Source organism: Streptomyces wedmorensis (assembly GCF_000716445.1).
GTDB lineage: Bacteria > Actinomycetota > Actinomycetes > Streptomycetales > Streptomycetaceae > Streptomyces > Streptomyces wedmorensis.
In genome coordinates, this window is record NZ_JNWK01000051.1 from 32,462 (window position 1) to 45,316 (window position 12,855).

General features: G+C 69.9%; 14 protein-coding genes. 6 read left to right on the forward strand and 8 right to left on the reverse strand.

What is annotated here, in order from left to right; all coding sequences use genetic code 11:
• Positions 1 to 67: 67 nt before the first annotated feature.
• Positions 68 to 1,195, forward strand: a complete 1,128-nt coding sequence (locus tag OO54_RS31445) for an NADH:flavin oxidoreductase (protein ID WP_033209100.1) — start codon at positions 68 to 70, stop codon at positions 1,193 to 1,195.
• 109 nt (positions 1,196 to 1,304) lie between these two features.
• Here OO54_RS31445 and OO54_RS42595 read toward each other — a convergent pair whose 3' ends face one another.
• The 3 genes from OO54_RS42595 to OO54_RS31460 form a co-directional block, all read right to left on the reverse strand.
• Positions 1,305 to 2,600 carry a hypothetical protein gene (locus OO54_RS42595; protein WP_157856541.1) on the reverse strand — a complete coding sequence of 432 codons (1,296 nt, stop codon included), beginning with the start codon at positions 2,598 to 2,600 and terminating at the stop codon, positions 1,305 to 1,307.
• A gap of 304 nt (positions 2,601 to 2,904) precedes the next feature.
• The gene (locus OO54_RS31455; RefSeq protein WP_033209103.1) at positions 2,905 to 3,369 is read right to left on the reverse strand and encodes a nuclear transport factor 2 family protein; all 465 of its coding nucleotides are present in this window, start codon (positions 3,367 to 3,369) and stop codon (positions 2,905 to 2,907) included.
• A gap of 286 nt (positions 3,370 to 3,655) precedes the next feature.
• On the reverse strand, positions 3,656 to 4,525 hold the full coding sequence (locus tag OO54_RS31460; protein ID WP_033209105.1) for an MBL fold metallo-hydrolase: 870 nt from the start codon (positions 4,523 to 4,525) through the stop codon (positions 3,656 to 3,658).
• Positions 4,526 to 4,881: 356 nt separating this feature from the next.
• On the opposite strand from OO54_RS31460, the gene OO54_RS31465 reads away from it, so the two are divergent.
• Positions 4,882 to 5,289, forward strand: a complete 408-nt coding sequence (locus tag OO54_RS31465) for an Imm10 family immunity protein (RefSeq protein ID WP_033209108.1) — start codon at positions 4,882 to 4,884, stop codon at positions 5,287 to 5,289.
• 27 nt (positions 5,290 to 5,316) lie between these two features.
• Here the strand turns inward: OO54_RS31465 and OO54_RS46045 are convergent, their stop codons facing one another.
• A complete protein-coding gene (locus OO54_RS46045; RefSeq protein WP_157856542.1) occupies positions 5,317 to 5,454 on the reverse strand; it encodes a hypothetical protein in 138 nt (45 codons plus the stop codon).
• A 206-nt stretch (positions 5,455 to 5,660) separates the two neighbouring features.
• Here OO54_RS46045 and OO54_RS31470 point away from each other — a divergent pair, with 206 nt between their 5' ends.
• On the forward strand, positions 5,661 to 6,218 hold the full coding sequence (locus OO54_RS31470; RefSeq protein ID WP_033209110.1) for a DUF3291 domain-containing protein: 558 nt from the start codon (positions 5,661 to 5,663) through the stop codon (positions 6,216 to 6,218).
• Between the two features lie 45 nt (positions 6,219 to 6,263).
• Here OO54_RS31470 and OO54_RS31475 read toward each other — a convergent pair whose 3' ends face one another.
• Positions 6,264 to 6,797, reverse strand: coding sequence for a hypothetical protein (locus tag OO54_RS31475; RefSeq protein ID WP_033209112.1), 534 nt, complete (start codon positions 6,795 to 6,797; stop codon positions 6,264 to 6,266).
• 390 nt (positions 6,798 to 7,187) lie between these two features.
• Here OO54_RS31475 and OO54_RS31480 point away from each other — a divergent pair, with 390 nt between their 5' ends.
• The gene (locus OO54_RS31480; protein WP_033209199.1) at positions 7,188 to 7,823 is read left to right on the forward strand and encodes a LysE family translocator; all 636 of its coding nucleotides are present in this window, start codon (positions 7,188 to 7,190) and stop codon (positions 7,821 to 7,823) included.
• 235 nt (positions 7,824 to 8,058) lie between these two features.
• Here the strand turns inward: OO54_RS31480 and OO54_RS31485 are convergent, their stop codons facing one another.
• A complete protein-coding gene (locus OO54_RS31485) occupies positions 8,059 to 8,787 on the reverse strand; it encodes a dienelactone hydrolase family protein (RefSeq protein ID WP_033209115.1) in 729 nt (242 codons plus the stop codon).
• A 299-nt stretch (positions 8,788 to 9,086) separates the two neighbouring features.
• Here OO54_RS31485 and OO54_RS31490 point away from each other — a divergent pair, with 299 nt between their 5' ends.
• Positions 9,087 to 9,980: an AraC family transcriptional regulator gene (locus OO54_RS31490; RefSeq protein WP_033209117.1), complete on the forward strand. Its 894-nt coding sequence runs from the start codon at positions 9,087 to 9,089 to the stop codon at positions 9,978 to 9,980.
• A 303-nt stretch (positions 9,981 to 10,283) separates the two neighbouring features.
• A complete protein-coding gene (locus OO54_RS31495) occupies positions 10,284 to 10,790 on the forward strand; it encodes a DinB family protein (protein WP_033209119.1) in 507 nt (168 codons plus the stop codon).
• A 32-nt stretch (positions 10,791 to 10,822) separates the two neighbouring features.
• On the opposite strand, the gene OO54_RS31500 is transcribed toward OO54_RS31495, so the two are convergent.
• Both OO54_RS31500 and OO54_RS31505 read right to left on the reverse strand, forming a co-directional pair.
• A complete protein-coding gene (locus OO54_RS31500) occupies positions 10,823 to 12,403 on the reverse strand; it encodes a phytoene desaturase family protein (RefSeq protein WP_033209122.1) in 1,581 nt (526 codons plus the stop codon).
• Entirely contained in the window at positions 12,390 to 12,842 is a 453-nt protein-coding gene (locus tag OO54_RS31505; protein WP_033209124.1) for an SRPBCC family protein, read from the reverse strand. Before OO54_RS31505 ends, OO54_RS31500 begins: the two co-directional genes overlap by 14 nt.
• Positions 12,843 to 12,855 lie beyond the last annotated feature (13 nt).

Consider the following 12,855-nt stretch of genomic DNA (forward strand, 5'->3'; position numbering starts at 1 on the left):
CGTCTCCCCATTGCATGAAGTTCTCAAGCATCAAGGTTGTCAAGCAGTAGCCCTGAGGAGCGTCCCTGTGACCGTCACCGCGTCCCCCGCCTCCCGCGCGGCCGAGATCCTGTCCCGGCCCGTCGCGCTGAACGGCCTGACCGTCCCGAACCGCATCGCGATGGCGCCGATGACCCGCATGTTCTCCCCCGGCGGAGTCCCCGGCGAGGACGTGCAGTCGTACTACGCCCGCCGCGCCGCCGCCGGCGTGGGCCTGATCGTCACGGAGGGGACGTACGTCGGCCACGATTCGGCCGGGCAGAGCGACCGCGTGCCGCGGTTCCACGGCGAGGAGCAGCTGGCGGGTTGGGCGAAGGTCGCCGAGGCCGTGCACGCGGCGGGCGGCACGATCGTGCCGCAGCTGTGGCACATCGGCATGGTGCGCCAGCAGGGCCAGGCCCCTTACCCCGACGCCCCGGCCATGGGCCCCTCCGGCATCCGCCCCGACGGCACCGAGGGCACGGGGAAGGCGATGACCCAGGACGACCTGGACGACGTCATCGGCGCCTTCGCCGAGGCCGCCGCGGCCGCCGAACGCATCGGTTTCGACGGCATCGAGCTGCACGGCGCCCACGGCTACCTCCTCGACCAGTTCCTGTGGGCGGGCACGAACCGCCGTACCGACGCCTACGGCGGCGACCCGGTGGCCCGTACGAAGTTCGCCGCCGAGATCGTCGCCGCGGTCCGCGCGAGCGTCTCGCCCGACTTCCCCGTGATCTTCCGCTACTCGCAGTGGAAGCAGGACGCCTACGACGCCCGCCTCGCCGAGACCCCCCAGGAGCTCGAGGCGATCCTGACCCCGCTCGCCGCCGCCGGCGTCGACGCCTTCCACGCCTCCACCCGCCGCCACTGGATACCCGAGTTCGACGACTCCGACCTCAACCTGGCGGGCTGGACCAAGAAGCTCACCGGCAAGCCCACCATCACCGTCGGCTCGGTCGGCCTCAACGGCGACTTCATCCACGCCTTCGCAGGTCAAGGCGCCCCGGTTCAGGGCATCGACGACCTCCTCGACCGCCTGGAGCGCGACGAGTTCGACATGGTCGCCATCGGCCGCGCCCTGCTCCAGGACCCGGAATGGGCGGCGAAGGTCCTGGCGGGCCGGACCGACGAGCTGAAGCCGTACGACGCCGCTGCGGTGAAGACGCTCAGCTAGCCCCGACCTTTCGCGTTTCGTGACGGTTCGCCGAGGAAGTCGGCGAACCGTTTCACGTTCTGCGCCGAGTGGCGCGCCGGGCCGTGGCGGGGCCGAGTGGCGGGCCGGGTCAGTCCGCGGCGGGCCGCAGGAAGTCGGCGCCGACGGACCGGGCCCTCGCCTCGACCGCTCCACGGTCCTCGTCCGGCGTCGTGAACAGGACCAAGCCGATGCTGCCCTTGTCCGCCCACCCGCACATCGCCCGTGGCGTGCCGGTGGGCGCCTCGGTGTACCGCAGGCACCACATCCAGCCGCCGTACGGGCCGGCCCCGGCCTCCCAGGTGTCCTGGACGGCGCCCGCTCCCGCCGCATCCATGGGGATGATCCCGCCGTCGTACACGTACGACTCCCGCATCTCGTGGAAGTCCCCGGTCGCGACGGCCACCAAGTACTCGGCGGCGGCATCCGGAGCAGCACCTTCGGCGACGTACACCCGGGTCGTCGAGTCCTCCGGCGTGCCGTCAAAGACCACACGGAACGGATCGAACTCCTCGCGCAGGTCATAGCCCTTCAAGCCCCGGAAGGTGTCATGGGCCACGACGTCGTAGCGGGGATAGGCGAGGGAGGAGGCGTACGCCGTGACTCCGATGACCACCATGAGCGCGAGCCCGGCGCCGGCGAACGCGTACTCGCGAGGAGTGACGCGCGGTACGGGCTGCAGTTCCGGCGGCCCGAAACCGTCGCCCTCGCCGCCCGCTTCGTCACCGGATACGGTCTCCGTGACGGCGGTGGCCACCCGCTCGACAGCCCGCTCACGGGCGGCCCGCAGCTGCCTGCGGAGACCGAGGAGCGGCAGCGCCAGCAGCAGCCCCGCTCCCGTCGCCACGCCGTACGGCACCGCCGGCAGCACGGTCACGCGCACAATCACCAGCACAGCGACGACCACGGCAATGACGAAGCGGTACTCGAGCCCCCTGCGCAACAGCAGGCGTGACCGGCTCCCGCCGGGGGCGGCGAGAGCACCCGTCGTCTCCGCAAGCACGGCCAGCCGCAGATCGCGCGGAGCCGCGGCGGCCCACTGCGAGGCCTGAGCGGCGGCAGCCTGAGGCGTCGGCGCTTCGGCGAAGGCGCGGGACGCGTCGAACGACTGCACCCGCCGCACCGAGACACTGTTCTTGACGGTCGTGGAAACGGAGCTGCCCGCAGCCTCTGCCCGCAGCAACTCCGGCGAATACGGAGCGAGTTCTCGAAGACGGGCCAGCAGCACCGGCCCCCGGGCGTATCGCCCCGGCCGGTCCAGCGCGTCGGTACGGGCACAGAGCTCCGCATACCCGGCGAGCAGGCCTACATCATCGGGAAATGCGTCCAGCCCCTCGCGAAAGACCCGCTCGGCAGCGTCGTCATGCTCATCGTCGTCCTCCGCCATGTGCGCGAGGGCAAGCGCCAGGAGGAGCCCTGCGTCCCGCCCGTCCGCGTCCAGCGCGTCCCGCGCAATAGCCCGCGCCTCAGCTGACCGGCCGACGGCGACGAGCGCGTCGACCCGCCCTCGTACGTCTTCACGCACGTCGTGCTTGTTGTCGTTCAAGAGTCCCCACCCCTGGCGTAGCAGGCCGGACGAACGCGGCCGCGAGCGCCACTATCACCGTTACCGGAACTCCGGTCAATCTGAAATCCGTCGCTCTGGCCTGCCCTTTTACCGCACAACAGCATGCAATCGGACGAAGCTCGGGTCACCCCTCCCCATTGAGCTTCGTCCCCGCGGCGCAGGCCTCAGCAATCGACAGGCTGTTCTCGTAAAGATGGTGCCGGGTGATCTTGCCGTCCTCGACGGTGAGGCGCAGCGCGAACGGCCCCTCGAAGGACTTCCCCGTCGCACGTACGGTCCCCGACACGTGCCCCATCAGGACGGCGTCGCGGCCGTCGACGAGGAAGGCATCGACCGACGCTCGCGCGTCCTCGGGCACTGTGTGCTCCATCAGCTCCGTGAACTGGGCGGCGCACTCGGCGGCGGTGGACCGGGGACGGATCCACGGGGCGGCGGGGTTCTCGGCGAGCAGCCAGTCGACCTCATCGGCGAACACAGCGGTGAGTCGACTCGTATCGCCGGCCAGCCGAGCGGCAAGGAACTCCTGCACGACTGCCCGGGTGACCTCGGCGACGGAAATCTGATTGCCGGGAGTGGACTTGACCGACATGGGTGCTCCTCATGGCTGCGACGGGATTCGATGGCGGCCCGCTTGTGCAGTCTGATCCTGCCGCCGGAGGGCAGAGCGGTCGATTACCTCGGGGGTCATGGACGGTCCGTCGGCGAAGGGCACAGCATCTGTGGGCTTCCGCCGCACCTGTGGGCTTCCGCGGCCTCACGGCCTCCGCTCCCGCCGGGGACGAAGCGACCACCGCGAAGCCGGAGCGCCTGCACGCCCTCATGGGCCGACGGCCGCAACCCGGCCCCCGACCAGGCCTCGTACTGAACGGCCGTGATCACGCTGAAAGGAACGGCTCCGTCAAGTGGGGCGTCGCCAGGTGCAGCGTGGTGCCGGGTTCACGGGCGAGCAGGCGCTGCCTCGAGTGTCTGGCTGCTTCCGGGTCGGCCTCGTGCGCGTAGGCGAGTTCCGGGTGGAGCAGCTGAAGCGCGTGGACCAGGAGGTCGCCGGTGACGAGCGCGAGCTCGCGGCCGTCGGCGATCAGCACGCTCTGGTGTCCGGGCGTATGACCGGGCGTGGCGACCGTACGCCCGATGCGTAGCGTCGTGTCCCCGTCGAGGAGCCGGAGCCGACCCGCGGCCTGGAGCGGGTCGGTGAGGCTCTCGCGGAGCTGCGGGTTGAGTGCGTCGATGGCGTCGAACTCGGCCCGCTGTAGTAGGTATTCGGCGTTCGGGAAGTAGGGGCGGCGTTCGCTGGGCGCATCGCCGGCCGAAGCCTTGCCGTCCACTTCCCCGCTCGCTGACGGGACGGCCGCCTCTGTCACGACAGCCCACCCGACGTGATCGGTGTGCAGATGCGTGAGCACCACGGTGTCCACTTCGGCCGGGTCGATGCCTGCGGCGGCCAGCGACTCGGGGAGCACTCCGGGCACCGGCGCCCACGAGCCGGCCGGGCTGTCCGCCGGGCCGATCCCCGCGTCCACGACGATGACGCCCTTGTCGCTGCGGATCGCGTACGCACGGAACTGAAGCCGCCATCGCCCCTCGGCGTCGACCGCACCCGGGTCGTACCGGTCGACCTCGGCCCACTGATCGGCGGTGGCATCGGGGAAGGCCTCGGCACGCGGGGAGAAGAACGGGCCCTCACCATCGGCGAGGGCGATGATCTCGGTCGAGCCGATCCGCAGACGGGGAACGCTGAGAGACATGGCCGCGATCCTGCCATGCCTCCTCATAAGGTTGTGGCTCGGCCCCAAGCCGTTGCGAACTCGATGCGGGGCAGGGTGATCTGCCATTGAATGATCATCGGTTCTGGCTTCGTTGCTCCTAGTCGACACTTCGAGATGGGCTATCGCCGCGTCGCAGGCCGCCTGCCGCATCGCCGCCTGACACCGCCTGACACCGCCTGACACCGCCTGAGGCGACTTCCTCGACACGGCTGAGCTTTCGACGACGCCGGAGCGTCTGCGGGCCCCTCGGACGTCGCTTCTTACAGAGGTATCCCAAGCACTTGTCGTGGAGGGGGTGAGCATGGGGTGCGCTGGGTTCCTGGTAGAACCGGCACATGACATACAGGTTCACCGCCTCTTCGATCGCGGCCGAGGTCGACGTCGACGGCGAGGTGCAGGCCGGCGTGGCGGAGGAGGGTGAGGGCTTCTTCCTGCTGTTCACGAGCGTTGTCGGTGAACCGTCCGCACAGGACATCTCGCTTGGGCTCGACACGTACTGCGTGATGACTCCGGACCAGTGCACGGCCTATGGCTGTGTCCGCGAGGTGGCTCTGACGGACACCTCGCTCACCGTGTCGCTGGACCCCGGCTGCCTGGATGACCTGGAGCTGGAGGACGCGAAGATCGAGGCAGTGCTCGACGTGCCGGCCGAGAGCATTGACGAGCTGCGCGAGGTGCTTGCGAAGGTGCTGTCCTTCGGACGTACGGAAGCCCGACCTCGGCTTGTTGGTTTCTCGGCTTGAGCCGTTTGTCAGGACGGCGGTACCCGATCAGGCCAGGTCCCGGCTCCACTGCTCGTCATCGCCGAGCTGTTCGCCCTGCCAGGTGTCGACGTACCCGCAGCCTGCCCGCCCGTCACCGCCCCAGCCCTTGCCCCAGCCCCCGCAATGACCGATGCAGGAGGCCACTTGGACAGGGAAAACGCAACTTCGACAGGGCCCGTTGAGGCGGCTACCGTCACCTGGTCTTCGGCGATCGACAGCGGTCGCAAAGGAGTTCATGCAGGCTGAGCCACCCGCGACGGGATGAGTCGGCCACGCCCCACGAATCGTCGCCCCCACGGGCAAGCCGCCGAACCGGGTCCGCACCGGGCACCCCGATCAAGGAGAGACGAATGCCCCGTCTTGCGCTGTACACATTCGGCGTCCTGAAGTCACCTCTCGCCGATCCCGCACCTCTCACGCGCGAACTCCACGAGAGCGGCGAGGCCATCTACCGAAAGATCAGCCGGCACCCCGGATACCTCGCCCATGCCGAAGCGGCAGACGGCGCCCGGGGCACACATTTCGACCTGGACTGGGGTGCATGGGGCGAGTTCGCCGTACCGACCTGGTACGGCAAGGGCCGCACGGTGGAAACCACCGCCCTGGCCACGACCCTCTCACTCTGGACCGACCTGCGCCCCGCCTTCGACGCCATCTACACCGGTCTGCACCGCGAGGCGCTGAACAGGCGTTACGACTGGTTCGAGAGGTCAGAACACCCGAATCACGTGTTCTGGTGGGTCTCCGACGGAGTGATACCCACCTGGCAGGACGGGGTGTCCAAGCTGGAACACCTCCGCGACCACGGCTCCACGCCGCACGCCTTCACCTTCAGCCACTCGTTCGCCCCGGAGGGAACTCCGACCAGGATCAAGGACATCGGGCCGCAGAGCGACCAGGTTCTCTGACAAGGAAGCCTGAGCAACCGGGCCGTCCGCCAGATCTGTGAGCGCTCATTTGTCGCAGTGCTCAGCGGGCTCCTGCCGAGCGGGCGGATCGCCGATGTCCTGGCCATCCTCCCTTTCGTTCTCCGCTGCACGGAGGCCCGCCTCGTTGCGCAGCCACTGCCGCCCGTCGCTGTCGATGAACTGGATCGCCCGGAGCGGGGCCCCGCCCTGTGCGATTCCGAAATTGGTCAGAAGGTATTCGTCGACGGCACGGTGATCGAAGACCATTCGGGTGCAGGGCGGGATGGTCGCGAAGGCCATGAAGACGTCCTCGTGCTCGGCCGGGTCGATGTTCGAGTCGTCCGGTGCGTACCACCACAGCTCGACGTTGGTCACCGGATCCAGCGAGCGGTTCACGATGATGATCGTGTCGGTGAGATCGTCGACCGACTCGGTCCAGTAGCCGACCCGTCCGGCCTGCTGTCGCTCGTCCTGGTCCAGCTGTCTGCGTGTGGCGTCCACGCTCGAGGAAGCCACCGTGGCGCTGAAGAACAGGCCGATCGCGGCGGCAAGGGCGGACAAGGCGGTCGCCCAGGGCACCAGCGCGGTACCGAGGCCACGCGGCTGTCGTGCCGCCCTCGGCGATGCACCGCCCGGCGGACGAGCCCGGCGGGCGTACAACCGTCGGGCTCTGACGGTGGGCGAGGTTGCCCGATTTGCTCGATGGACCACACAACCACCATCGGCCAAAGAATGCGGCCCGGCCACCGGATGCCTCGGAGAGAGGAATTGCCGAGTTGAGCGCGCGCCGCGACGGCGTCATAGCGGCGGTGATGCCGCCGCCTGGGACCGACCGGAGCGTCGAAGCCGCAGGGCCGTATCCTGAGGCGGGCGACGCAGGCGGTGCAGGTGCGTCGCAGTCGTAGGTCGCCGCCGGGCGGCGCCTTTGCCGGGCACCGGGTGCGCGGCAAACAAATGGGGGAGTTGGCAGTGATCAGTCTGGCCGCGGTGGGTGGAGTGGCCCTGGTCGAATTGGGCATGGCGCTGACGCCGGGACCGAACATGGTCCACCTCGCGTCCCGGGCGATTACGCAGGGTCGCAGGGCCGGGCTGGTCAGTCTGAGTGGGACAGCCGTGGGGTTCCTGTGCTATCTGCTGGCCGCGGCCGCCGGCCTGTCGGCGTTGTTCGCCGCCGTGCCGCTGGCGTTCACGGTGGTCAAGCTCGCCGGGGCCGCCTACCTGGCGTGGGACATGCTCAAGCCGGGTGGCCGCTCACCCTTCGATCCGGCCGGGGACCTGCCTCCCGTCTCCGACGCCCGGCTGTTCTCGATGGGGCTCCTGACCAACCTGCTCAACCCGAAGATCGCTCTCTTGTACGGTGCGCTCCTGCCCCAGTTCATGGATCCGCAGGCGGGTCCGGCGTGGGCGCAGCTGCTCCAGCTCGGTGGTGTGCAGATCGTCGTGGGTGTCTCCGTGAACGCGGTGATCATGTTGAGCGCAGCACGGGTGTCGGGGTTTCTGGCTGCCAGGCCCCGCGTGATGACGGCTCAGCGGTTCGCGGCGGGTGGCTTGCTCGGTGTCTTCGCGCTGCGCACGGCCCTGTCCCGTACGCCTGTCTCGGCTTGAGCCGCGTACCCGCAGCCGGCCGCCCGAGCTGACGGTGTGATCGCTACGAGAACGGCGCGCTTCGCGTAATCGGCTGGTCCGGGCCCCTGCCTCCTCGGCAAGGGCCTGCGGCAGAGGGGGCCGGGACACGTCCTCGGTGAGCGGCGCCACTGCCGGTGAGCAACGTCGCCGTCGGTGAGTAGCGTCCCGGCCCCCTTCACGGTTTACCGGCCGATGCCGGTTCGGTGGGCCGGTCTCACTTCAGGTGGCGGTCGAAGAAGCGGTTGCCGTCCTCCACTTCGAACCAGGGTGTGCCGACGTGGCCGCCCAGGTTGGCGTGGAGCGTCTTCTCTTTGCTGCCGAAGGCGTCGAACAGGTCGAGGGCACGCCGGCGGGGGTTGCCCTCGTCGTCCCATTGGAGCAGCAGGAGCAGAGGGATGGTGATCTGCCGGGCTTCCTCGCGCTGGGCGCGGGGTACGTGGCCGCCGGCGAAGAAGCAGGCGGCTGCGATGCGTGGGTCGACCGCGGCGAGGTGGATGCCGACGGCGGTCCAGCCCGAGTAGCCGACCGGGCCGTCGATGTCGGGTTGCGAGAGGAGGGCGTCCAGGGTGGTCCGCCATTCAGGGACCGCTGCTTCCACCAGCGAGTCGACGAGGGATTCGAGGATCTCGTCGACGGGCTCGCCGGCCTGCATGGCCTGGCGTAGGTCGGTGCGGGCCTGTTCGTCGGCGGCGGAACGGGGCCGGTCACCGCACCCGGCGGCGTCGATGGTGGCCACTGCGTAGCCGGATGCGGCGGAGTGCCGGGCCCGGGCCACGAGTCGGGCTGCCGTCCTCGGCAGGCCGTTGTTGTGGGCCATCAGGATGAGCGGGACCGGTGCGGCGGATTCGGGGGTCCAGAGGGTGCCGGGGATCTCACCGAGGGCGAACTCGCGTTCGATGACGTTGTCGTCGAGGCGTTGCTCGGAGATGAAGTGAAGGGCCATCGTCGTGCCTTTCGGGAGCGCTGCTGAACGGTGCTCCCGGACGACCTATCGCCCGACCGTGACTCCGGAGGAGAGCACCCATGTCGATACGTTCACGGGTACCACCTCCTTGTTCTCTCGCACGGCCTTCGGAAACGTAACAGTGGCCGTCGTGGTCCGCCAAACGATTTCTTACGGGGTCTTGCGACCGGACGTCACGGCGATGGCTGTGGACCCGATCGTTCCGGGCACCGATCGTCGGGTCCTGGAAGGGTGGTGCTTCCTACGGTGAAGACATCAGAAGGAAGGACACGCACCCCGTGTTGGAGCAGCTCAACCAGGCACTCGACCACATCGAGCGCTGCCTCGAAGCGGAAGCGGGCCGGGAGGTCGACGTCGCCGAGGTCGCTCGGATCGCGATGACGTCGGAATACCACTTCCGGCGCTTGTTCTCGGCCCTCGCCGGGATGCCGCTCTCCGTGTACGTACGGCGCCGGCGCATGACGCTCGCCGGGGCCGAGGTGCTGGGCGGGGAGCGGACGCTGCTCGATGTGGCCGTGCGGTACGGGTACGGGTCGGGTGAGGCGTTCGCGAGGGCGTTCCGGTCGGTGCACGGCATCGGGCCGGGTGAAGCCCGGCGTACGGGTGCGACGCTCACGGCGCAGCCGCGCATGTCCTTCCGTGTCGTCGTCGAAGGGAGTACGACCATGCGGTATCGGATCGTGGAGAAGGAAGCGTTTCGGGTCGTGGGCAGGAAGGCGCGGGTGCCCCTCGTGCACGAGGGGGTCAACGCGGCGGCCGCCGCGCACGTGGAAAGCCTGGACGGGCAGGCGATCGTACGGATGAAGGAGCTGGCCGACGGGCAGCCGGAGGGGGTCTTGTCGGCGGTGGTCCATCTGACCGACAGCCGGGAGGAGGGCGCGGAGGTGGACTACTGGATCGGCGTCGTCACCGGCCCGGAGGCTGCCGCGGACGAGCTTGACGCCCTCGACGTGCCGGCCGGAACCTGGGCGGTCTTCGACAACCACGGGCCGTACCCGAGCGCCCTCCAGGAGCTGTGGCGGGACGTGTTCACGCAGTGGTTCCCCTCGAACCCGTACGCCAGCCGGCCGGGTCCGGAGCTGCTGCGGACGCAGCCGGTGGAGATCGGCGCGGAGACGGACTCCCAGCTGTGGATCCCCGTCGAGCGGTCCGGCGCGAGCGCTGGGGCGTGACGGCCGGGGTGTGACGGCCGGGGTGTGAGAACCCGGGGACCGGGGCGCTGAGGAGCGGGCCTGGACATCGCCTTCCCTCTGGAAGGCGATGTCCAGGCCCGTGCGCCCTTGCGTAGTTCGGACTCCGGGCAGTGCACGGTCTCGGGTCTCGGGTCTCGGGGCTCGGGGCTCGGGTCTCGGGGCTCGGGTCTCGGGTCTCGGGGCTCGGGTCTCGGGTCTCGGGGCTCGGTCGTGCTCGGCAAAGCGAGCGGGGCTTGCCCGAACTCGCTGCGTTTCGAAAGTAGATCAAGTTACTGTGCCCCGATGACAGAGACGCAACAGCGCCGCGACGTAGGCCCTCCGGACAGCAACTCCGACGAGAAGTCGACGTTGGTCGCGTTCCTGAACTACGTCCGCGAAGCCGTGGCCGCGAAGGCGGAGGGGCTTGACGACGTGCGGGGGCGAACTCCCGGAGTGCCTTCCGGCACCAGTGTTCTCGGCCTGGTCAAGCACCTGACGGCGGCAGAGGTCTACTGGTTCGCCTGGGCCTTCGAGGGTGCGGATGTCGAGCACCCGGAGTTCGGGATGGAGATCTTCCAGGACGAGGGCGCGGATGGTCTACTCGCCGCCTATCGCGGTGTGATCGAACGGTCCAACGAGATCATCGAGCGCTGTGGCGACTTGGACGATCTGTGTGCGCGGCCGGCCGGCAAGGCGGGCATCGTGCGGTCGATGCGGTGGGTGCTGGTGCACATGATCGAGGAGACGGCTCGCCATGCCGGTCATGCCGACATCCTCCGTGAGCAGGCTGACGGTTCCGTTGGCAGGTAGTGCGGAGCGTCGCGCGGTACGCATGATCGGTCTCAGTGGCGTCGACGGGGCATGTGGGGTGTTCTGAGGGCGGCGCGGGCCGCGTTGGCGCCCGGTGCTCCGTGGACGCCGCCGCCTGGGTGGGTGGTGGCGGAGCAGAGGTAGAGGGCGCGGATCGGGGTGCGGGGGCGGCCGGTGCCGGGGAGGGGGCGGAAGACGAGTTGCTGGTGAAGGTTGGTGGTGCCTTGGTTGATGGCGCCGCCTACGAGGGCGGGGTTGAGCCGCTCGAGGTCGGTCGGTGCGAGGATGCGCCTGGCGCGTATCGAGGCGCGGAAGCCTGGGGCGAGGCGCTCGATCCCCGCTTCGACCCGCCCGGCGATGGCCTCCTTCTCGCGCTCGTCCCAGCGGCCGGTGATGTCCTGGTCTCCCGCATCGCGGCGAATGTGCTGCGGGACGTGGGTGTAGCCCCAGGCCGATTCGGTGCCGGTGGGTGAGCGGTGGGGATCGGCCGTGGTCATCTGGCCGAGCACGGTGAAGGGGACGTCCGGTACCTGCTCCATGGCGAGCTGGGCCGCGAAGCGGGTGAGTGCGTCGAGGCCTTCGGCGATGTGGACGGTTCCGGCGGCGCGGGCGTCCGCGCACTCCCATGGGATCGGGCCGGACAGGGCCCAGTCCACCTTCACCGTGGCGAAGTCCCACTGGAAGCGCCGCAGGTCGACGCGGAGCCGCGCCGACAGGTGCTGCTCGTCGACGAGACGCTCGTACAGGAGGGGGGCGGGGATGTCGGCGAGGACCGCCCGGCGCGCGGGGATCTCCGTGCCGTCGTCGGTGCGGACGCCGACGGCGCGGCCGTCGCGGATGACGACGCGGGTCACCGTACGGTTGCACAGCAGCACGCCACCGCGGTCGCGTAGCCGTGCGACGAGGGCGTCGGTGAGCCGGCCCGCGCCGCCGACGGGGACGGGGAAGCCGTGCTCCTGGCCGAGCATGCACATCAGCCAGCCCATGCCTCCGCCGAGGGCGGACTCGGGAGCAAGGTCGGCGTGGAGCGCGTTGCCGGCGATCAGCAGTCTGCCGCCGTCGCCGGCGAAGTGCTCCTCGCCGAAACGGCGGGCGGGCAGCAGCATGGTGCGCAGCAGCCGGAGGCCTTCTTCGGGGCCGGTACGGGCCACGAGCCGAAGACCCGCGCGGGCGGGCGGGAACGGCGTGAAGAGGCATGCGACGAGGTCGTCGCCGACGCGCCGCCACAGGCGGTGCAGGCGCTCCCACGCGGCGGCGTCGGCAGCCGCGAAGGCGGCCAGCGACGCGGTGGTCCGCTCCGGATCGCGGCTGAGGACCGGGCAGCGGCCGTCGGCGAGGGGGTGTGCGACGACCGCAGGGGCGTGACTCCAGCGCAGTCCGTACCGGTCGAGCCGGAGGTTCCGGATGACGGGAGAGGCGGCGGCCAGCGGGTAGAAGGCGCTGAACACGTCGTGCACGTAGTCCGGGTGGACGCCCCTGTCGCTGCGCACCGCACCTCCCGGCGCCTCCCGGGCCTCCACCACGACGGCCTGCCATCCGGCGTCCGCAAGGAGGTTGGCGGCCACCAGGCCGTTGGGGCCGGAACCGACGACCACCGCGTCAGGCTCGCCCATGGGTCTTCTCCCTCGTCGACGCCACGACGTGGGCCAGTCGGTCGAGCATCTTGCGGTTGCGCCAGCGCATGAGTGCGTCGACGGCCGAGTTGTGCCAGCGTGCCGCGGGCCCGCGCAGGGGATGCTCGTCGACGAGGACGAGGGTTCCGTCGCCCCAGGGCTCGATGCGGAAGGCGACGCGCGCGCTGCCCACGTCCGTATGCACCTCCAGTTCGAGACGGTGGGTCGGTTCGCAGAGGCGGGAGAGGGTCCGCCCCCGGTAGGACCATGGTCCGAGCTTGAGGGTGTAGCCGAGTTCCGCGCCCGGGACGGGCCACTGCCCGTCCTGCTCCCAGGATTCGTGCGTGCCCACCACGAACCGCGCGTACGACCGGCCGTCGCTCAGGACTTCCCAGACGGCGTCGGGCGGGGCTTCGATGAGCCGGTTCCACTGGGCCATGATCGAGGTCTCC

Excerpts from the sequence above, each read along its gene's own strand:
- OO54_RS31460 (WP_033209105.1), bottom strand. The coding sequence starts at position 4,525 with ATGTCTCTCAGCGTTCCCCGTCTGCGGATCGGCTCGACCGAGATCATC.
- OO54_RS31455 (WP_033209103.1), bottom strand. The coding sequence starts at position 3,369 with ATGTCGGTCAAGTCCACTCCCGGCAATCAGATTTCCGTCGCCGAGGTC.
- OO54_RS31470 (WP_033209110.1), top strand. The coding sequence starts at position 5,661 with ATGCCCCGTCTTGCGCTGTACACATTCGGCGTCCTGAAGTCACCTCTC.
- OO54_RS31500 (WP_033209122.1), bottom strand. The coding sequence starts at position 12,403 with ATGGGCGAGCCTGACGCGGTGGTCGTCGGTTCCGGCCCCAACGGCCTG.
- OO54_RS31495 (WP_033209119.1), top strand. The coding sequence starts at position 10,284 with ATGACAGAGACGCAACAGCGCCGCGACGTAGGCCCTCCGGACAGCAAC.
- OO54_RS31485 (WP_033209115.1), bottom strand. The coding sequence starts at position 8,787 with ATGGCCCTTCACTTCATCTCCGAGCAACGCCTCGACGACAACGTCATC.
- OO54_RS31505 (WP_033209124.1), bottom strand. The coding sequence starts at position 12,842 with ATGGCCCAGTGGAACCGGCTCATCGAAGCCCCGCCCGACGCCGTCTGG.
- OO54_RS42595 (WP_157856541.1), bottom strand. The coding sequence starts at position 2,600 with ATGGCGGAGGACGACGATGAGCATGACGACGCTGCCGAGCGGGTCTTT.
- OO54_RS31465 (WP_033209108.1), top strand. The coding sequence starts at position 4,882 with ATGACATACAGGTTCACCGCCTCTTCGATCGCGGCCGAGGTCGACGTC.